The sequence below is a fragment of the Ruegeria sp. CF3 genome (genome assembly GCF_056537365.1).
This window is the reverse complement of the sequence record NZ_JBQFRK010000002.1, coordinates 102657-121083: the sequence shown is the minus strand read 5'-3', so window position 1 is coordinate 121083 and position 18427 is coordinate 102657. Positions and strand designations below refer to the sequence as shown.

Sequence of the window (18427 nt, the reverse complement as noted above, 5' to 3'; positions counted from 1 at the left end):
CAATTCCCCATTTGCAGGGTACGAGTTAAGACAATTTCAAATGCAGGGATTTAAACGATGCATATGCAAGGGAAAACGGTACTGATCACAGGGGCAAGCCGAGGCATCGGAGCGGAAGCCGGGCGCGTTTTTGCCGCAGCTGGGGCCAATGTGGCCTTGGTCGCCCGCAGCCGCGATCAGATTGACGCTCTGGCTGCGGCATTGGGTGAAAACGCCATGGCGCTGGCCTGCGACGTCAGCGATTTTTCCCAGTTTGAACAGACAGTTGCCGATTGCATCGACCGGTTCGGCAAGCTGGATGTGCTAATCGGGAACGCGGGCGTCATTGATCCGATCTTTCATCTGTCGAATGCCGACACCCGGGCCTGGAGCCAAGCAATCGACATCAACCTGAAAGGTGTCTTTTACGGAATGCGTGCCGTCCTGCCCATCATGCGGGCAGCAGGCGGCGGGACCGTTCTGACAGTCTCGTCCGGTGCCGCGTCGAACCCGGTCGAAGCCTGGAGCCACTATTGCGCATCAAAAGCCGGGGCCAAGATGCTGACCGAATGCCTGCATCTGGAAGAGGCGCATCACGGTATTCGCGCAATGGGCCTGTCCCCGGGAACTGTGGCCACAGATATGCAGCGGGTGATCAAGGCCAGCGGAATCAATCCAGTAAGTCAGCTGGATTGGGACGATCACATCCCCGCAGACTGGCCCGCGCGGGCGTTGATGTGGATGTGCTCGGCAGATGCGGATGAGTTCTTGGGGACCGAGATATCGCTGCGCAACGAAGACATCCGAAAAAGGGTTGGGCTGACGTGATCGAACTGACACAGGATAATGGGCTGTGGACCGTCACGTTGAACAATCCGGATAAGGCCAATGCGCTGACCTCAGCGATGCTTAGCGAATTGGTACGCATCGCAGAGGCGGCAACCGAGGCACGTGCATTGATCCTGACGGGGGCGGGCCGGGTCTTCAGTGCGGGCGCCGATCTTGAAGAAGCGCGGGCGGGCCTTGCGACCTCCGATCTTTGGGAGAGGTTGTCGGGTGCCATTGCCGCCTTGCCCTGCCTGACGGTGGCCGCGCTCAACGGCACTTTGGCCGGTGGAGCCAACGGTATGGTGCTGGCCTGTGACCTGCGTATCGCAGTGCCCTCGGCCAAGTTCTTTTACCCGGTCATGAAGCTGGGATTCTTGCCGCAGCCCTCGGATCCCAAGCGGATGGCAGAGTTGATCGGTCCGGCCAGAACCCGACTCATACTGATGGCGGGACAGACGATTTCTGCAGAAGAAGCTTATAGCTTTGGGCTGGTTGATCGGGTGGTTGAGCCCGAACATTTGATACCAACTGCACAAGAACTTGTAGCCGACAGCCTGTCCGCAGATCCGTCGGTTGCTGCGGGCATAGCCGGATTGTGCCCATGAGGTTGGCCGCGCTCCGATTGCGGGTGGCGGACCCAGATGCGTTGGCGGCGTTTTATCGTGATGCGCTTGGCATGTCTGTCAGGGTTGAAGGCGCCAATCGTCGTCTTGGATATTCCGGTCAGGATGCCGATCTGTTGCTGATGCCGGGCGGCGGGGGCTACCGCCATGATCCGGGGCAGCGGTATTGGAAGATCGGGATCACGTTGCCGGATGTTGATCTTGCCGCAGAACACCTGCGCCAGAAGGGTATCCCGGTCAGCGCGCCGCGGCAGTTTCTGGATATCGGCTATATGTGCCATCTGAATGACCCCGAAGGGTTTGCCATTGAACTGCTGCAGCAGGATTTCGAGGGCAACCGACCGGTTGATGCTACAAGCCCGGACGCCCCCTTCGCGAAGGCCTGTATCGGCCAGATCACTTTGCGAACCGGCGATATTGTCGCCGAAGATGCGTTTTGCCGATCCATGGGACTGTCTTTGCTGTCTCTGCAGGATGTCGAACCTCACGGGTTCGATCTGCATTTCTATGCGTTCACCGCAGAGGAGCCTCCCAACCCCGATCTCTGGGCGGTTGAGAATCGCGAATGGCTGTGGAAGCGCCCATATACCACGTTGGAATACCAACACATCCCAAATGCCCGGTTTGCACCGGTGCCGGACTATCTTGGGATCGAAATTGAAGGGCTGGCTGACCCGAAAAAGGATGCATTCGGTGATCCCTGGCTTCCTGCCTGATCATCGCCCGCGTCGTTTTCCCGGCACTTTTGAGCGAAACCCCGGCGGGCGTTTGCGCACCCACATCAGGAACTTCTCGAGCCTCGGGTGGGCGCGGAGCGCATCGACAGTGTGGAAGTCACGCGCCAATTCGGCCTCGGTCAGTGTCGCGTGGATCTCTTTGTGGCATATCTGATGCAACAAAACGGTGGGCCCGCCCTTGCCTCCCTTAAGCTTTGGGATCAGATGGTGCAGGCTTCCACCACCTTCGGGGATCGGACGGTTGCAGAGCGGGCAGATCGGATCGGAATTTGCCATGACCTAACTTCGCGCTGATGCGTGTACAGGGCAAGAGGGACACAATGGCGCAAACCATGGTCATCGGGGCAGGGCCAGCGGGGTTAATGGCCGCCGAACAGCTTGCCGCCGCCGGGCACGAGGTTGCAGTGGCCGAAGCCAAGCCGTCTGTCGCGCGTAAATTCCTGATGGCGGGGAAGTCCGGCCTGAACCTGACCAAGGATGAGCCTTTTGACATGCTTATGGGCGCATACGGGGATGCAAAGGATTGGTTGCATCCGATGATACAAGCGTTTGACGCACAGGCGGTGAAGGCTTGGGCCGGTGATCTTGGGCAAGAGATGTTCACGGGCTCTACCGGGCGGGTGTTTCCGAAAGTCATGAAGGCCTCACCCTTGCTGCGGGCCTGGCTGGCCAGATTGGATCAGGCCGGTGTTCAGATCAGGACACGCTGGTGCTGGCAGGGATGGCAAGGTGGGGCGTTGGTTTTTGAGACGCCAGATGGCATGCAGTTTTGCTCGCCCGACGCGACGGTTTTGGCATTAGGGGGTGCCAGCTGGGCGCGGTTGGGTTCGGATGGGGCTTGGGCCCAATGGCTTGCGGACAGCGGAGTTGATCTAACACCGTTTGCACCGGCTAACGCCGCTCTGTCAGTCGATTGGAGCCCCTATATGCAGCCACATTTTGGCGCGGCGCTCAAATCGGTGCGGTGGATGGCGGGCGATCTGGATAGCCGTGGTGAGGCCACTATTTCCGCAAAAGGCCTGGAAGGTGGCGGTATGTATGCCCTGACCCCTGCGCTGCGGACGGGGGCGCCGCTGTTTGTTGATCTGGTCCCGGATGTGACGGCTGAAGGGATGCAGGCGCGATTGGACGCGAAGAAATCAAAGGCAACGCTTTCGCATTGGTTGAAGAATGGTCTGCGTCTGTCTCCGCAAAAGATCGCTTTGTTCCACGAAATGACTAAGAACCGCGCATTGAAGCAAACGCAATGGATCGGTGCGCTGAAAAACCTGCCCATCAGGTATGCTGGGCTACGCCCGATGGATGAGGCGATCTCAACCGCTGGCGGGGTAGCATCGGGTGCCGTGGACAGCGGTTTGATGCTGACTGCATGTCCGGGCGTTTTTTGCGCGGGCGAGATGCTGGATTGGGAAGCCCCGACCGGTGGTTATCTTCTGACCGCCTGTCTGGCGACGGGACGTTGGGCCGGTCAGTCGGCGGCAACGTGGTTGGCGCGCTAGGCCTTAACCCGATCGGGCCAGCATCGCCAGTCGGATCATTGCACGCTCTACCAGTGCCATCGCAGGTGCGGTTTGACCTGCCGAGCGCAAGGATAGGTCCGTATCTGTAAGGACGGTTAAAGCGGTCTGCAGCTTGGGCGCCCCCCATCCCTGAGCTTGCCTCAGGATCCGGTCACGTCGTTTGCCATAGACCGGAGGGCGCAGCTTGCCGATTCCCTGCGCCGCGCCTCCAGGGTCGGATGCGCAGGCATAGAGCGTTCGGAAATGCCGCGTCGCCCCAATACACAAGGTGACCCCGTTGGTGCCCTGCGCCTGCAGGCGTCGGATCAGGGGGCCGATTTCCTGTGCCCGGCCCTCGGCAACGACGTTCAATACATCATCCAGCGCCGCCTCGGTCGACCGCGGCGCACAGGCTTCAATATCTTCAATCGTCAGTTCACCGGCGTCACCGCGTTTGTAAAGCGACAGTTTCTCAACTGATTGAGTGAAATCACCAGGGCTGAGCGCCATTGCAAGTTCGCTAAGCGCCGACATCGAATCGCGCGGAATATTCTTCAATCCGGCTTGCGCCAGAATGCGCTCCACCTCGGCGCGCGAGGGCGGGTCATCGTAGATGCCAACAGCGTATGCGGCAGGGTTCGCTTCGAATGCTTTGCGGATTTTCGAGCTGGGTTTGAGCTGCCCGGCCGTTACGATGATCTGTGCATCACCATGATCCCAGTCTTCAAGGGCTGTTAGAATCGCAGGCGCTGCGACATCGGTGGCGTCTTCAACAAACACCGCGCGGGGACCGGGGAAAAATCCGACAGCCTTGACCGCGTCCAGCAACAGGGCCGGATCGCTGCGTAGATCGCTTCCGGGAATGCGGGTCAGGCGCATTTCCTCTTCAGCGCCGGATCCCAACAAAGCCGCCAGAACTTGCTGACGCTTTAGAGCAACGCGCATCGCGTCCGCCCCGTAGATCAACAGCCCGGCTTTGTCCGCGTCCGGCTTGGCAAAATACCCATCAGCCTCGCGCGGGCTCAGCTTCATGTGGACAGGCCCGGCGTGGCGTAAAGGCGATTTACGATCTGATCGGCCAGAATCACCATCAAGCGCTCGGTCGCGTCGCGTTCATCTGCCAGTGTAGACACGGTCGAGCCTGCAGCAGAATAACCGACAAACTCGGTAACGTTGCCCGAGGCGATGATTTGCCCGGTCGCATTGGATTTCAGCGCGTAAGTCGCATTCCCGTCGATCGTATAGCGATTGGTTTCATTCGCTGTGGTAATCGAGGCCCTGCGGGTGACCGTCGATACCCCGACATCCAGCTTGTATTCGTTGCCCGAGGTCGCGCTTCGACCTAATTTACGTTCCAGGTTTTGGACCAGCAGAAAGCTTTCGACCGTATTTGGTGCGGACACCTCGACCTTGCCATCCAAGGCCGAGCCTGATCCTCCGGGCGCATAAACCGGCTCGAACCCGCAAGCGGCGAGCGCCAGCGGCATCAATAACAGGGTTCTACGATCAAACGACGACATTAACGATCCGGCCCGGAACAACGATCACTTTCTTCGGTGCAGCGCCATCCAGCGCCTTTTGCACAGCTTCGGTGCTGAGGGCGATTTTTTCAACCTCTGCTTTATCCAGATCTTTGGCTACGCTGATCTCGGCCCGACGCTTGCCGTTGATCTGAATCGGCAGGGTTATGGTGTCATCGATCAGCATCGTCTCATCCGCGATGGGCCAAGGCGCGGTTGCAACCAGGCCTTCGCCGCCCAGCATCTGCCAAAGTTCTTCGGACAGGTGTGGCGTCATCGGCGACATCAGCTGCGCTAGTGTCTTGGCTGCCTCGCGCTTGACTGCAGAGCCCGCTTTGGATTTGGCAAGCGTGTTGGTGAATGCATAAAGCTTTGCGATAGATGCGTTAAAGCCAAAGGATTCGACCCCGCCCGATACGTCATGAATGGCTTTGTGCATCTCACGTAGCAGCGTTTCGTCATCTGCAGTGGCCGGTAGATCAGATTCCGCGATTTCTGCGGCGATGCGGTGCACGCGGCTGAGATGTTTGAACGCGGCCTCGGCGCCCGACGCGGTCCATTCCACGTCGCGCTCAGGTGGGGAGTCGGACAGAACAAACCAGCGCGCAGTATCCGCACCAAAGGCCGAGATGATGCTGACTGGATCGACGACGTTCTTTTTCGACTTGGACATTTTGGCTGAGGGGATGATTTCAACCACGGTGCCGTCGGTCAGTTTGCCGTCGGTCACGTCCTCGGGCAGGTGATAGACCGGGCGACCGTTGGCGTCGCGTGTCTGATAAATTTCATGAGTCACCATGCCTTGAGTGAACAGCGCGTTGAACGGCTCAATCGCTTTCTTCGGCAAATGACCAGTGATGTTCATCGCCCGCGCGAAGAAGCGCGAATAGAGCAGGTGCAGAATCGCGTGCTCGATGCCGCCGATATACTGGTCAACATTCATCCAGTACTCGGCTTCGGCAAGATCGGTGGGCGTTTCCGCGCGCGGAGCGGTGAAACGGGCGAAGTACCACGACGAATCGACAAACGTGTCCATCGTGTCAGTTTCCCGCTTGGCTGGAGCGCCGCAGGAAGGGCAAGGGGTGTCGCGCCAGCTGGGGTGGCGGTCCAGCGGGTTGCCGGGGATCGAAAAATCTATGGGTTTGCCGTTGCCGTCATCATAAGGCAGCTCGATCGGTAGATTATCTATCTTCTCGGGGACCGTGCCGCATTGATCACAATGCACAACAGGAATCGGGCAGCCCCAATAGCGCTGGCGGCTGAGCCCCCAATCGCGCAGGCGGTATTTGGTAACACCTTCACCCCAACCGGCCTTTTCGGCGAAATCAACGGTGGCATTGATGGCCTCGTCACACGTTGCCTCGGTGAGACCCGCAAAATGATTCACCCAGCGGACTTTCTCGGTTTTCGGTGGAACAAACGCGATCTTGTCGACCGGAGTGTCATCATCCAGTGCAAAGAATGTGTCGACCACCGGCAGGCCGTATTTGCGACAGAAATCGAGGTCACGTTGATCATGAGCTGGGCAGGCAAAAATGGCGCCGGTGCCATAGTCCATCAGGATAAAGTTGGCGATCCAGACCGGCAGCTCCCAGCTGGGGTCGAGTGGATGTTTTACACGTATGCCGGTGTCATAACCCAGCTTTTCGGCGGTTTCGATCGCCTCTTCGGTGGTGCCGCCCTTGCGGCATTCAGCAACGAATTCAGCGACTTTCGGGTTTTCTGCCTCAAGCTGCTTGGCAATCGGATGATCGGGCGAGATGCCAACAAACGACGCGCCCATCAGCGTATCGGGCCGTGTCGTGTAGACGGTGATCGGCTCACCTCCATCGGTGCGTTCGAACCCGAATTGCAGGCCACGGGACTTGCCGATCCAGTTCTCTTGCATCAGGCGTACCTTGGCGGGCCAGTTATCCAGCGTATCCAGCGCGTCGAGCAGTTCCTCGGAATAATCGGAAATCTTGAAAAACCACTGAGTCAACTCGCGACGCTCAACCAAGGCGCCTGAACGCCAGCCACGGCCGTTTTCTACCTGTTCATTGGCCAAAACGGTCATATCGACCGGGTCCCAGTTCACCACGGCGTTCTTGCGATAAACCAGACCGGCCTTGAGCATATCCAGGAACAAAGCCTGCTGCTGGCCATAGTATTCCGGATCACAGGTGGCGAATTCACGAGACCAGTCGATCGACAGGCCCAGCGGCTTCATCTGTCCGCGCATGTCGGCGATATTGCCGTAGGTCCAATCTTTGGGGTGGCCACCACTGGCCATTGCGGCGTTTTCCGCAGGCATCCCGAACGCGTCCCAGCCCATCGGGTGCAGCACGTTATGACCGGTTGCGAGCTTGTGGCGGGCGATCACATCACCCATCGTGTAGTTGCGTACATGCCCCATGTGGATACGGCCAGACGGGTAGGGGAACATCTCAAGCACATAGTATTTCGGCTTGTCCGCCTTGTGATTGGCGGTGAAGATTCCGGCCTTGTCCCAGGCCTCCTGCCATTTTGCTTCGATTTCGTTGGCCGAGTAGCGCGACATCATGCGGTCCTTCGTGAATGAAAACGCCGGGTAGGAACCCGGCGTGGTAATAGTGTGATTTTTGTCGGGTTTCTAGAACTTGTTGTCCGCAATGCGTAGCTGACGCGCGCGAGACAGGATCGCATCTTCGACGGCGCGCGACGTTGCAGCGCTGACCGGAGAACCGCCACTGGTCTGAAGAGCTACGGACAAAGAACGCGCTTCCAAAGCGGGATCACTGATGTGAACTGTCGCGCGATAGGAACGCCCGCCGCCGGGCGGTGTGCCATAACCCGTTACGATCACTCCGGTAAACGGATCGACCTCTTGGATCGGCAAGAAATTCAGTACATCCAGCGATGCGGCCCACAGATAGCGATTTACCTGAGTGACCTGCTCTGAGGTGTTCGGGCCGAATACGTCCCAGATCGTCGAACGATTCGGGTCATTCAGTTCGCGTTCCTCTGTCGAGCTGCCATCAGCGGTCAACACACTTGCATCGCCCGGCGGTGGCCCTCCGCAGGCTGATAAGGCAGCCGTTACCATGATCAAACCTGGAATCGTAATACGGCGCATCGTTGGAAGGTCCCGTGTCACTTGTTTTGCTCTGTCGAGTGATACTCCTAGACAAGGACCCGTACAGCAACAACCCTATTCTTTTATGATCGACTCGCGCGAACCGCACGATCCGTTGAATTCGACTGTGGCATCCTTGCACCAATTTGGGCCGAATGACGTCTTTGCGTTTATGCCAAGCTTGCGCAACGGGGGCAAAAAAAGCGAAACGGTGTCCGTGCTGAGACGCGTGCTTTGCATGTGTCGAGTAGAAAATCTTTGAAACCGAGGGAAACAAGATGAAAAAAGTTCTCTTCGCAACGACCGCACTGATTGCAACCGCAAGTGTTGCAGCGGCCGAAGTAAAGTTCAGCGGTTACGGCCGCTTTGGTCTGGGATACCTGGAAGACCGTACAGGTACCGTTGACGCAATTGGTGGTGGTGAAGCGACCGGCGTAGAAACCGACGAAACCATCCTGGTCTCGCGCTTCCGTCTGAACATCGACGGAATCGTTGAAACTGACGGTGGCGTTCGCTTTGAAGGCCGTGTTCGTCTGCAGGCAGACGAAGATGCCGGCAACGGCGAAGCAAACTCCGCTGGCCTGAACGGCGCACGCTTCTCGGTCATCTTCGGTGGTCTGCGTGTTGACGCCGGTAACGTAGCCGGTTCGTTCGACAACTTGGCAAACTACTACGGTAACGAGCCTGGCCTGGAAAGCTTCATTGGTCAGTACTCGGGCGTCGACTATGACTTCCTGGCGTATTCGTCGACCGGTTCGGGCGCAAACGCTGTGTTCTTCCAGTACGCAGTTGGCGACTTCGCCTTCGGCGCGTCGTATGACCAGCGCACATTTGCTGACGAAGCTGTTGCGGGTGCGGACACTGATGATGCAGACCGCTGGGACATCAGCGCGACCTACACCTTCGGTAACGTAACTGCCGCTCTGGCCTACGGTCAGACCAGCGGTCTGGGCGACGCCGACAAGCAGAGCCTGACCGTTCTGACCCTGGGTGCAGAATTCGGTGACTTCTCCGGTACTCTGTTCGTCGCAGACGATGACGTTGCAAACGATGACCGCAACGGCACCGCATACGGTCTGTCGGCAGCCTACAACCTGGGCGCGGCAACCACTCTGACCTTCGCTTACGGTGACGGTTCGGCAGACGACGATCTGCAGCAGTACGGCATCGGTGCCATCTACGACCTGGGTGGCGGTGCATCGCTGCGCGGTGGTATCGGCAACCAGAAGCGTGGCGACGGCGACAGCCAGCTGCGTGCCGACTTTGGTGCTCAGTTCAACTTCTAAGTTGATCTGAACCACAAGGTTCATGGGCAGGTCTTCGGACCTGCCCTTTTCTTTTGCCGCCACATGGTGTTTTGCTGCTGCAAACGCAGAATGAGGGACCCATGTCGCTGCAAGAAATCACCGATCGAATAGCCATAGCTGAATCTGCGGCAGGACGCGCCGAAGGCTCGGTGCAATTAATCGCGGTTTCCAAGGTGCAACCTAATGACCGGGTCGAAGCCGTGTTGAAGCAGGGCCACCGGTGTTTCGGAGAAAACCGTGTGCAGGAAGCCGCTGGCAAATGGCCTGCATTTCGCGAGAGTTTTCCGGACATCGATCTGCATCTGATCGGTCCATTGCAAACAAACAAGGCACGGCAGGCGATTGAGCTTTGCAATGCCATCCATTCAGTTGATCGACCAAAGCTCGCCAAAACATTGGCACGATTGGCGCAAGAGATGGGTAAGTGCCCGGATCTTTTTATACAGATCAACACAGGCGAAGAGGATCAGAAAGCCGGTACTCTTCCACAAGATGCTGATGCGTTCATTGCTGAGTGCCGCAGCCATGACCTGCCCGTCCGAGGTTTGATGTGCATTCCACCGGTTGAAGAAGAACCCGCGTTGCACTTCGCGTTATTGGCAAAAATCGCAGAGCGGAATGGGCTGGAGGGTTTGTCGATGGGAATGAGCAGTGATTTTGAATCGGCAATCGCCTTGGGTGCCACACACGTCCGTATTGGGTCTGCCATATTCGGGGCGCGGGTTAAGCCTCAGGGATGATCAGCCGTGTGCCCAGCGTGATTTTTTGGGCAATCCAACGTAGGTGGTCGCGCCTGAATGCGATGCAGCCTTCGGTCGGAAACCGTGGGCGTCGCCATTGATGCAGGAAGATGGCCGATCCCCGGCTGGGTTCTGAATTGGGATAGTTCCAATCGGTTATCAAGATCAGGTCATAAAGCGGATCTGGGCGACGCAGTTTCTCGTGACTGAAATCATGAGGCGCCCGCACCAAATGGTTATACGCATCGTCCTCTACGTCGTCTGACCATAAATCGCGCGGTCCGATCGGTCGTGCCCAATGCGCCGGCCGTGGCATTCGGTCTGCGCGATAGAGCATACCCACAATGTGATGCACACCTGTTGGTGTTGTTCCGTCACCTTCCTGCTTGGTTGGGCTCAAGCCCCCTTTGCCTATAGCGCAGGGGAACAGGTGCCCGAGAAACCGAATGCCACGTGGTGTAAGAACCAGATCGCTTGGTGTCACAGCAGGTGGCCTGACTTTGCCGCTTTGGTCGCCAGATACGCGCGGTTGAAATCTGTTTCACCTACTTTCAACGGAACACGTTCGGTGACGGCGATACCTGTGCGTTCCATCATCGCGATTTTTGCAGGGTTGTTGGTCAGTAGACGGACCGAATTGAAGCCTAGCGATTTCAGGATATCCGAGCCGAGCCTGAAATCCCGTTCATCGTCTTCGAATCCAAGCCGGTGATTGGCCTCGACTGTGTCAAATCCCTGATCCTGAAGAAAATAGGCGCGCATCTTGTTGGCAAGCCCGATCCCACGCCCTTCCTGATTCAGATAGAGCAGGACGCCCGCACCCTCGTCCCCCATCTGGGCCAAGGCCCCGCGCAGTTGCGGGCCACAGTCACATTTCAGGCTGCCCATGAGATCGCCCGTGAAACAGGCCGAATGCAGCCGCGCGAGGACGGGCTTGTCGCGGTCAGGGCGACCGATTTCAACCGCATAGTGTTCCTCTCCACCATCTTCGGGGCGGAATACATGCAGGCGCCCGGCCTCCGACACTTCCATCGGCAGGCGTGCGGCGACGACAGGGTGCAGAGCACTGCGATCTGTCAGATGTGGCGCGGCCCGGGCATGGTCAATGCAGGTCAGACCATGATCTGCCGCAAATTCGCGCCCGTCTTGAATAGGGGCGACGACGGCGGCCGGAAGCAAGTGCGCCGACTTGGCCAACGCAATAGCGATCCGGTGCAGATTTGCGCTGCCTTGCCGTTCGGTCATCAGCGGGCCCTTCATCGGGGCGTTCAGATCATCGGACGGGTCGGCCACCGCCTGCACCCAGCTCAGCCCAGCATCCGCCGGGATCATGACGCGAGCAAGATCGCCGTCATATGCACGCGCTTTAAGTGTTTCAGCGCGCCGAACCGTGATGGCGACAACGGGATCCCCGCCCAAGCCGCGCAAATCGGCCAACCTTTGCGGGCTCAGGGACTCGGTGGCGAATGCGAGTACTCCAAATCCCAGTTCGTCGGTCAGAACAACGGGAACACCCATACGCAGGTCAGCCCGCGCCCGTGCCAGCAATTCGGTGATGTCGGGAGTGAGACTCATGCAGTTTACCTTGAAACGATCAGACCCTGTCCTACCCCGATCACTGGAAAATGTGAAACATTTCCTCGGCGTCAGACACGAGGGCGTGAGACGACTGCAGCAAATCTTGCTGATTGCATTCTTCATACGCAAGTGATGGAAAAGACTTAGGAGGACCGTACATGGCTCAGCTCAAGAAAATCCTGCTGGTGGATGACGACGAAGACCTGCGCGAAGCGCTCAGCGAGCAACTTGTCATGACCGAAGACTTTGACGTGTTCGAGGCGTCCGATGGCGCGTCGGCAATGGAACGCGCGCGCGAAGCAATATACGATCTGGTGATTCTGGATGTCGGCCTGCCGGATACCGATGGCCGTGAGCTGTGTCGCCTGATGCGCAAGCAGGGCGTCAAAAGCCCGGTGCTGATGCTGACCGGGCACGACAGCGATGCTGACACGATCCTGGGTCTTGATGCTGGCGCAAATGATTATGTCAGCAAGCCTTTTAAATTTCCGGTTCTTCTGGCCCGGATTCGGGCCCAACTGCGCCAGCATGAACAATCCGAGGATGCGGTCTTTGTTCTGGGGCCCTACACCTTCAAACCGGCCATGAAGATGCTGATGACTGAAGATGATCGCAAGATCCGCCTGACCGAGAAAGAGACTAACATTCTCAAGTTCCTCTATCGATCAACTGACGGCGTCGTTGCACGTGATGTTCTGTTGCACGAAGTCTGGGGTTACAACGCGGGCGTTACAACACACACCCTTGAAACCCATATCTATCGTCTGCGTCAGAAGATTGAACCCGACCCGTCGAATGCACGCCTTTTGGTCACAGAATCGGGCGGATATCGCCTTGTTGCTTGACTAATGGTGGATTGACTTGGATCAAAGTGATACTCTTTAGGTATCTTTAGATTACTCCCAACCCGCGCATGTCCGGGTTATGACATGCACCTCCCTGTTGGACTGCCGGGCCTGATGGCCCGGCTTTTTTCGTAGGGTGCAACTGTATCGTGCAGGGCGATATCGGCACCGGGCATCCGATTTCATTCAATGAAATCGGACCGGAAACTTTGCAAGTTTCCGTAACCGCCGGGTCAGGCAACATTGCTTTGTTTTTCGATGGCACCTCGCTTGGCGCCGCGCTAACCTGCGGCAACTTCGACAAAGGAACCCCCGGATATGCCCTTCACCCTTGCCACATGGAACATCAATTCGGTCCGCCTGCGCGAGCCTATCGTTCTGAAATTGCTGCAGGAAGAGGCGCCGGATGTGCTGTGTCTACAGGAATGCAAATCGCCGGTCGACAAAATCCCGACCGAAGGGTTCGCCGAGCTGGGCTATACGCATATGATTGCGCGGGGCCAGAAGGGGTATAACGGCGTTGCCATCCTGTCGCGCCTTCCGCTTAAGGAAGTAGGGGATAAGGATTTCGCGGCTCTGGGTCATGCGCGACACATTGCGGGGCGGTTGGAGAATGGCGTGACCATTCATAATTTCTATGTCCCCGCCGGGGGCGATGTGCCGGATCGCGAAGTGAACGAAAAGTTTGGCCAAAAGCTGGATTACCTCGCTGACATGCGCGATTGGTTCCGTGCGGAAAAGCCGAAAAAGTCCATTCTGGTAGGCGATCTGAATATTGCGCCCCGCGAAGATGATGTCTGGTCGCACAAGCAGTTGCTGAAGGTGGTCTCACATACGCCGATCGAGGTTGAAACGCTGGCCGAGACTCAGGATGCAGGTGGCTGGGTCGATATCACCCGGCAGGATATTCCCGAGGGCCAGCTATACAGCTGGTGGTCTTATCGGGCACGAGATTGGGATGCCGCCGACAAGGGACGCAGGCTGGATCATGTCTGGGCTACGCCCGATATCTCGAACGCGGGTCATTCCAGCCGCATTCTGCGCGACGCGCGCGGATGGGATAAACCCAGTGATCACGCCCCGGTATTCGCCACGTTTGACGTCTGACCGAAGCAAATTCGCCGAACTCTCCCCTTGGTTTCTGCCGCATTGGACTGCATATAGGGCGCAAGTTCGAACCAGAGAGTATAAGCCATGGACCTTCTGAACGGCGCAGGCAGCCCCCAAGCCACTGATCTGATTAAAGACGGGACCGAGGCCACCTTCATGGCCGATGTGGTCGAAGCCTCACAAGAGACGCCGATCATCGTTGACTTCTGGGCGCCTTGGTGCGGCCCCTGCAAAACGCTGGGCCCGGCGTTGGAAGAGGCCGTGACCGCTGCCAAGGGTGCGGTCAAGATGGTCAAGATCAACGTGGACGAAGCGCAGATGATTGCAGGACAACTGCGCATCCAGTCGATTCCGATGGTCTATGCATTTCACAAAGGCCAACCGATCGACGGGTTTCAGGGCGCTTTGCCAGGGTCCGAGATCAAGGCCTTCATAGATCGTGTGATCGAAGCCGCGGGCGGTGAAAGCCCGGGTGGTCAACTAGATGATGCTGTGCAAGCTGCCGAAGAAATGTTGACCGAGGGGGCCGCTGTAGACGCGGCACAGACTTTTGCCGCCATACTGGGTGAAGACCCCAATCACGCTGCCGCTTATGGCGGGTTGGTGCGCGCGCATATTGCATCGGGGGATCTGGATCAGGCTGAGGCGATCCTCAATGGCGCTCCTGCCGAGATTTCCACTTCACCCGAGGTTGAAGCGGCCCATGCGCAACTGGAATTGGCCAAGCAGGCTGCAGATGCTGGTCCGGTAGGTGAGTTGACTGCAACAGTTGAGGCCGAGCCAGACAACCATCAAGCCCGTTTCGATCTGGCGCAGGCCCTGCATGCCAATGGCGATGTCGAAGAGGCAGTGGCTCAACTGTTGGAATTGTTCCGCCGCGATCGCGAGTGGAATGATGGGGCGGCAAAGGCGCAGCTCTTCACAATTTTCGATGCGCTCAAGCCCAATGACCCGATTGTTCTGAACGGGCGGCGCAAGCTCAGCTCGATGATATTTGCCTAATCCCCGATCAGAACTAAACTCGGGTACATGATGCATCCTGCCGATTTGCCGGAAACGGTATCCGTTTTCCCTTTGCCCGGAGCGCTGCTGCTGCCACGGTCTCGCCTGCCGCTGCATATTTTTGAGCCGCGCTACCTACAGATGCTGGACGACGCGCTGAAAACGCAAGAACGCCTGATCGGGATGGTGCAACCGAATACCTGTCAGGGCGACGAAACCAAGCTGCACCAGATCGGCTGCGCTGGACGGGTCACCCAGTTTTCCGAGACCGAAGATGGCAGGTATCTGATTACGCTGACGGGAATCTCTCGGTTCAGGGTCAAATCAGAGTTGGACAGTTTCACCCCGTATCGCCGGGTTTCGGTGTCCTGGGACGGGTTTGACCGTGATCTGGGCAAGGCCGAGGTGGATGACGGTTTTGATCGGAACAGGTTCCTGCGGCTGTTGGAACGGTTTTTTTCGTCCCGTCAGTTGTCCACCGATTGGGACACAATGAAAGATGCCGATGATGAGCTTTTGGTCAATTCCCTGTCGATGATGCTAGAGTTTGACCCCGAGGAAAAGCAAGCCCTGCTTGAGGCCCCCTGCTTGCGCACCCGGCGCGAGACATTGGTGACATTGATTGAATTCGCCATGCGCGGCGGATCGAATGAGGAAAAACTGCAATGAGCGATACCGAACACGCCTTTGACCGCCATATGCTTGAGGCGTTGATTTGTCCGCAGACCCACACGACGCTGCACTATGATGCCGAACGGCAAGAGCTGGTGTCAAAAGCCGCCGCTCTGGCCTTTCCAATCCGCAACGGTATTCCAGTGATGCTAGTGGATGAGGCCCGAGAGCTGGACTAGATCGGGTGTCCCTGCAGCAGCTTAGGTAGATCGCCGGTCAAACCTGCCGCTTCGCGCACAAAGCCTCGGCGCAGTCCGGGCAGCGACCCGACAATACCCATTCCAATATCCCGACCTATGCGGAGCAGGGGATTGTCGTTCGAAAACAGCTTGTTGAACACATCAGTCGCCATCGCAAGCGAGGCGGTGTCGAACCGGCGCCACTCCTGATAGCGCTCCAGCACAAGCGTTGATCCGATATCCTCGCCACGTCGTCCCGCAAGGGTCAGAACCTCGGCCAATGCACCGACATCACGCAGACCTGCGTTCAGGCCTTGCCCGGCGATGGGGTGCATGCCATGGGCGGCGTCTCCGACCAAAGCCAACCGGTCCGAGATGAAGGAATTGGCGATGGTCAGGTTCAACGGGTATGTGAACCGGTCACCCTGCAGGCGGATATCCCCCAGGAAATCGCCAAAGCGCGGGCGCAGAACTTGTAGGTAATCTGCCTCGGGCAGCGCATTGATCTGCGCGGACGTCTCAGTGCGTTCGCTCCAGACGATGGAACTGCGGTTCCCGGTCAGCGGCAGAATCGCCAACGGGCCGGGGGGCATGAAGAACTGATGGGCGATACCGTGATGCGGTAGCTCGTGTTCAATGGCGCAGACCAGAGCGGTCTGGCCATAGTCCCAGCCGGTTCGTTTGATTCCGGCGCGCATAGCGGTGCCGCTGCGGCGGCCATCGCAACCCACCAGTAGGCTGCCGGACAAGGTGGCCCCGTCATCCAGCGTCAGCGTTGCCCCGTTTGCCGAGATGTCCTGAGACACGACCGTTTTGCCGCTGATTTCGGTAATCCCGTCTTGTTCGGTCATGGCCTCCAGAAAAGCCCGCCGCAGGTGGCGATCTTCGACCATATAGCCCATCGGGCCTTCTTCGATCTCGGCATGGTCGAAATGCATAAAGAACGGGGAAGGTCCGGCACCGGCATGACCATCCGTTACCTTGATCTCCAGCATAGGCTGGGCGTGCTTTTCCACCTTTTTCCAAACGCCTATCGCGTCGAGCAGACGTTGCGACGCCAATGCAAGCGCATAGGCGCGCCCGTCGAAGGCCGCATTCTTGCGCACTTTCTCTGCCAGAGCGTCAACAACCGTGACTGAATGCCCGGTCTGGGCCAGCGCCAGCGCAAGGGCAGGGCCGTTCAGGCCACCACCAACGATCAGGATATCGGATCTGTGTTCCATGTGCTGCAATATGCGCGCCCTTTCGGGATTGTCCATGTGCGGTCCTGTCGCTACCGTCCGATCACGGAATTACTCGGGAGGGGACCGGATGCAAGACTGGCTGACCATGACGGCATGTGATTTGGGCCGTGGTATCGGAATGGGGCAGATCGATCCGGTTGAACTGACAGAAACTTATCTAAGCGCGATTGACGCCCATCCACATCGCGATCGGATCTATGCCTGGGTGACCCACGATCGCGCCCGCGCCGAGGCCCTTGCGGCGCAAGAGCGGGCAAAGCTTGGCCTGCGTCGGTCTTTGTTGGATGGCGTCCCGATCAGCTGGAAAGACCTGTTTGACACGGCAGGCGTAGGGACCGAGGCCGGTTCAGCCCTGTTGGAAGGCCGCGTGCCCGAATCCGATGCGCAGGTGGTGCGGAACGCGACCGCGATGGGTACGGTCTGTCTGGGTAAAACGCATATGAGCGAATTGGCGTTCTCGGGTTTGGGTCTAAACCCTGTGACGGCTACGCCTCCATGCGTGAATGACGAAGACGCAGTGCCGGGCGGCTCATCTTCAGGTGCAGGAGCTTCGGTGGCTTGGGGGCTTGCTGCAGGCGGCGTTGGCTCGGACACGGGTGGATCGGTGCGGATTCCCTCGGCCTGGAACGATCTGGTGGGGCTGAAAACCACGGCGGGGCGCGTTAGCCTTGAGGGCGTCGTGCCGCTGTGTCTGAAATTCGATACCGTTGGGCCGCTGGCGCGATCAGTTGAGGACGCCGCACATATGCTTGCCGCGCTTGAGGGCACCGCCCCGGCTGATCTGCGCGGGGCGTCATTGAGCGGTCGCCGCTTTGCTGATTTACAGAACGTCGCCAAGGACGATCTGCGCGAAGCTCCAGCCAACGCCTATGATGAGGCGCTGGCGCGCCTGAAAGAGGCCGGGGCCGAGATCGTTCCGCTTGACGTGCCTGAGCTGAACGAAGCGATGAGCCTGTCGGGTGTGCTCTATACAACCGAAGCCTACGGCTTGTGGCGAGATGTGATAGAAGCGAACCCCGAGGCGATGTATCCCGAAATCCTTGAACGGTTCCGAATGGGCAAGGCCTATTCCGGCCCCGATTACGTGGCTGCTTGGTCGAAACTAACCGCTTGTCGACAGGCTTGGGATGCGGCCACTGCGGGCTTTGACGCCGTGCTTGCGCCGACGGCCCCGATCCTACCGCCCAATCTCGACCGGTTGATGAATGATCATGACTACTATGTTACCGAAAATCTCTTGGCTCTCCGCAACACCCGGATCGGCAATCTGATGGGGCTTGCGGCACTGACTTTGCCCACGGGAACACCCGGTTGCGGGCTGATGATGTTGGGCTATCCGGGGTCGGAAGAGGCCTTGTTACGGCTCGGCTCAGCAGCCGAAAGGGCTTTGACCTGAATGCCACAATCCCCTGATTCGGCACCTCTTTGTCTGGACGAAGCCCGGGTCGATCTGTAATCTGCCATAAAACG

Annotated in this window: 20 protein-coding genes; 12 read left to right on the top strand and 8 right to left on the bottom strand. The window is 58.2% G+C overall.

Translation table 11 applies throughout. From position 1 onward, the window contains the following. Positions 1–57: 57 nt before the first annotated feature. From ACR0KC_RS08310 to ACR0KC_RS08300, 3 genes are read left to right on the top strand one after another with little or no spacing between them, the layout of a single operon-like run. A complete protein-coding gene (locus tag ACR0KC_RS08310; RefSeq protein WP_170611320.1) occupies positions 58–807 on the top strand; it encodes an SDR family oxidoreductase in 750 nt (249 codons plus the stop codon). Next, positions 804–1412 (top strand): enoyl-CoA hydratase/isomerase family protein, encoded by a 609-nt coding sequence (locus ACR0KC_RS08305; RefSeq protein ID WP_480705870.1) that lies wholly within the window; start codon positions 804–806, stop codon positions 1410–1412. Before ACR0KC_RS08310 ends, ACR0KC_RS08305 begins: the two co-directional genes overlap by 4 nt. Then, on the top strand, positions 1409–2146 hold the full coding sequence (locus tag ACR0KC_RS08300; protein WP_480705868.1) for a VOC family protein: 738 nt from the start codon (positions 1409–1411) through the stop codon (positions 2144–2146). The genes ACR0KC_RS08305 and ACR0KC_RS08300 overlap by 4 nt, the downstream gene beginning before the upstream one ends. On the opposite strand, the gene ACR0KC_RS08295 is transcribed toward ACR0KC_RS08300, so the two are convergent. Continuing rightward, entirely contained in the window at positions 2147–2443 is a 297-nt protein-coding gene (locus tag ACR0KC_RS08295) for an HNH endonuclease (RefSeq protein ID WP_480705866.1), read from the bottom strand. It lies immediately after the preceding gene. A 44-nt stretch (positions 2444–2487) separates the two neighbouring features. Between ACR0KC_RS08295 and ACR0KC_RS08290 the strand changes: the two genes are divergently transcribed. Continuing rightward, positions 2488–3666, top strand: coding sequence for a TIGR03862 family flavoprotein (locus ACR0KC_RS08290; RefSeq protein ID WP_480705864.1), 1179 nt, complete (start codon positions 2488–2490; stop codon positions 3664–3666). Positions 3667–3669: 3 nt separating this feature from the next. Here ACR0KC_RS08290 and holA read toward each other — a convergent pair whose 3' ends face one another. The 4 genes from holA to ACR0KC_RS08270 all read right to left on the bottom strand — a co-directional run bounded on the left by holA (position 3670) and on the right by ACR0KC_RS08270 (position 8280). Further along, on the bottom strand, positions 3670–4698 hold the full coding sequence (gene holA, locus ACR0KC_RS08285; RefSeq protein WP_480567918.1) for a DNA polymerase III subunit delta: 1029 nt from the start codon (positions 4696–4698) through the stop codon (positions 3670–3672). After that, the gene (gene lptE / locus ACR0KC_RS08280; protein ID WP_170398890.1) at positions 4695–5186 is read right to left on the bottom strand and encodes an LPS assembly lipoprotein LptE; all 492 of its coding nucleotides are present in this window, start codon (positions 5184–5186) and stop codon (positions 4695–4697) included. Before lptE ends, holA begins: the two co-directional genes overlap by 4 nt. Continuing rightward, complete coding sequence (gene leuS / locus ACR0KC_RS08275) at positions 5173–7725, bottom strand: leucine--tRNA ligase (RefSeq protein WP_480771702.1); 2553 nt, start codon at positions 7723–7725, stop codon at positions 5173–5175. The genes lptE and leuS overlap by 14 nt, the downstream gene beginning before the upstream one ends. Before the next feature lie 72 nt (positions 7726–7797). Further along, complete coding sequence (locus ACR0KC_RS08270; RefSeq protein ID WP_170398884.1) at positions 7798–8280, bottom strand: DUF3576 domain-containing protein; 483 nt, start codon at positions 8278–8280, stop codon at positions 7798–7800. A 278-nt stretch (positions 8281–8558) separates the two neighbouring features. Between ACR0KC_RS08270 and ACR0KC_RS08265 the strand changes: the two genes are divergently transcribed. Both ACR0KC_RS08265 and ACR0KC_RS08260 read left to right on the top strand, forming a co-directional pair. After that, positions 8559–9566: a porin gene (locus ACR0KC_RS08265; RefSeq protein WP_170398881.1), complete on the top strand. Its 1008-nt coding sequence runs from the start codon at positions 8559–8561 to the stop codon at positions 9564–9566. 101 nt (positions 9567–9667) lie between these two features. After that, a complete protein-coding gene (locus ACR0KC_RS08260) occupies positions 9668–10327 on the top strand; it encodes a YggS family pyridoxal phosphate-dependent enzyme (RefSeq protein ID WP_480771701.1) in 660 nt (219 codons plus the stop codon). Here ACR0KC_RS08260 and ACR0KC_RS08255 read toward each other — a convergent pair. Continuing rightward, positions 10311–10811: a L,D-transpeptidase family protein gene (locus ACR0KC_RS08255; RefSeq protein ID WP_480705855.1), complete on the bottom strand. Its 501-nt coding sequence runs from the start codon at positions 10809–10811 to the stop codon at positions 10311–10313. The two genes, ACR0KC_RS08260 and ACR0KC_RS08255, sit on opposite strands and share 17 nt — an antisense overlap. After that, the gene (gene ribA, locus ACR0KC_RS08250; RefSeq protein ID WP_480705853.1) at positions 10808–11902 is read right to left on the bottom strand and encodes a GTP cyclohydrolase II; all 1095 of its coding nucleotides are present in this window, start codon (positions 11900–11902) and stop codon (positions 10808–10810) included. Before ribA ends, ACR0KC_RS08255 begins: the two co-directional genes overlap by 4 nt. Positions 11903–12063: 161 nt before the next feature. On the opposite strand from ribA, the gene ACR0KC_RS08245 reads away from it, so the two are divergent. The 5 genes from ACR0KC_RS08245 to ACR0KC_RS08225 all read left to right on the top strand — a co-directional run bounded on the left by ACR0KC_RS08245 (position 12064) and on the right by ACR0KC_RS08225 (position 15713). Then, positions 12064–12750: a response regulator transcription factor gene (locus ACR0KC_RS08245; RefSeq protein ID WP_170398869.1), complete on the top strand. Its 687-nt coding sequence runs from the start codon at positions 12064–12066 to the stop codon at positions 12748–12750. A 318-nt stretch (positions 12751–13068) separates the two neighbouring features. Beyond that, positions 13069–13857, top strand: coding sequence for an exodeoxyribonuclease III (locus ACR0KC_RS08240; protein ID WP_480705851.1), 789 nt, complete (start codon positions 13069–13071; stop codon positions 13855–13857). An 87-nt stretch (positions 13858–13944) separates the two neighbouring features. Beyond that, a complete protein-coding gene (locus ACR0KC_RS08235) occupies positions 13945–14862 on the top strand; it encodes a thioredoxin family protein (RefSeq protein ID WP_170398864.1) in 918 nt (305 codons plus the stop codon). 27 nt (positions 14863–14889) lie between these two features. Then, positions 14890–15531, top strand: a complete 642-nt coding sequence (locus tag ACR0KC_RS08230) for an LON peptidase substrate-binding domain-containing protein (protein WP_170398861.1) — start codon at positions 14890–14892, stop codon at positions 15529–15531. After that, on the top strand, positions 15528–15713 hold the full coding sequence (locus ACR0KC_RS08225) for a Trm112 family protein (RefSeq protein ID WP_170398842.1): 186 nt from the start codon (positions 15528–15530) through the stop codon (positions 15711–15713). The genes ACR0KC_RS08230 and ACR0KC_RS08225 overlap by 4 nt, the downstream gene beginning before the upstream one ends. Here ACR0KC_RS08225 and ACR0KC_RS08220 read toward each other — a convergent pair. After that, a complete protein-coding gene (locus tag ACR0KC_RS08220) occupies positions 15710–16972 on the bottom strand; it encodes an FAD-dependent monooxygenase (RefSeq protein ID WP_480771700.1) in 1263 nt (420 codons plus the stop codon). The two genes, ACR0KC_RS08225 and ACR0KC_RS08220, sit on opposite strands and share 4 nt — an antisense overlap. A 52-nt stretch (positions 16973–17024) precedes the next feature. Between ACR0KC_RS08220 and ACR0KC_RS08215 the strand changes: the two genes are divergently transcribed. Beyond that, positions 17025–18353, top strand: coding sequence for an amidase (locus ACR0KC_RS08215; protein ID WP_480705846.1), 1329 nt, complete (start codon positions 17025–17027; stop codon positions 18351–18353). Positions 18354–18427 lie beyond the last annotated feature (74 nt).

Bases quoted from the DNA above. Each gene is read 5' to 3' on its own strand.
- ACR0KC_RS08215 (WP_480705846.1), top strand. From the start codon at position 17,025: ATGCAAGACTGGCTGACCATGACGGCATGTGATTTGGGCCGTGGTATC.
- holA (WP_480567918.1), bottom strand. From the start codon at position 4,698: ATGAAGCTGAGCCCGCGCGAGGCTGATGGGTATTTTGCCAAGCCGGAC.
- ACR0KC_RS08220 (WP_480771700.1), bottom strand. From the start codon at position 16,972: ATGGACAATCCCGAAAGGGCGCGCATATTGCAGCACATGGAACACAGA.
- ACR0KC_RS08310 (WP_170611320.1), top strand. From the start codon at position 58: ATGCATATGCAAGGGAAAACGGTACTGATCACAGGGGCAAGCCGAGGC.
- ACR0KC_RS08245 (WP_170398869.1), top strand. From the start codon at position 12,064: ATGGCTCAGCTCAAGAAAATCCTGCTGGTGGATGACGACGAAGACCTG.
- ACR0KC_RS08235 (WP_170398864.1), top strand. From the start codon at position 13,945: ATGGACCTTCTGAACGGCGCAGGCAGCCCCCAAGCCACTGATCTGATT.
- lptE (WP_170398890.1), bottom strand. From the start codon at position 5,186: ATGTCGTCGTTTGATCGTAGAACCCTGTTATTGATGCCGCTGGCGCTC.
- ACR0KC_RS08240 (WP_480705851.1), top strand. From the start codon at position 13,069: ATGCCCTTCACCCTTGCCACATGGAACATCAATTCGGTCCGCCTGCGC.
- ACR0KC_RS08260 (WP_480771701.1), top strand. From the start codon at position 9,668: ATGTCGCTGCAAGAAATCACCGATCGAATAGCCATAGCTGAATCTGCG.
- ACR0KC_RS08230 (WP_170398861.1), top strand. From the start codon at position 14,890: ATGATGCATCCTGCCGATTTGCCGGAAACGGTATCCGTTTTCCCTTTG.
- ACR0KC_RS08270 (WP_170398884.1), bottom strand. From the start codon at position 8,280: ATGCGCCGTATTACGATTCCAGGTTTGATCATGGTAACGGCTGCCTTA.
- ribA (WP_480705853.1), bottom strand. From the start codon at position 11,902: ATGAGTCTCACTCCCGACATCACCGAATTGCTGGCACGGGCGCGGGCT.
- ACR0KC_RS08300 (WP_480705868.1), top strand. From the start codon at position 1,409: ATGAGGTTGGCCGCGCTCCGATTGCGGGTGGCGGACCCAGATGCGTTG.
- leuS (WP_480771702.1), bottom strand. From the start codon at position 7,725: ATGTCGCGCTACTCGGCCAACGAAATCGAAGCAAAATGGCAGGAGGCC.
- ACR0KC_RS08225 (WP_170398842.1), top strand. From the start codon at position 15,528: ATGAGCGATACCGAACACGCCTTTGACCGCCATATGCTTGAGGCGTTG.
- ACR0KC_RS08295 (WP_480705866.1), bottom strand. From the start codon at position 2,443: ATGGCAAATTCCGATCCGATCTGCCCGCTCTGCAACCGTCCGATCCCC.
- ACR0KC_RS08265 (WP_170398881.1), top strand. From the start codon at position 8,559: ATGAAAAAAGTTCTCTTCGCAACGACCGCACTGATTGCAACCGCAAGT.
- ACR0KC_RS08290 (WP_480705864.1), top strand. From the start codon at position 2,488: ATGGCGCAAACCATGGTCATCGGGGCAGGGCCAGCGGGGTTAATGGCC.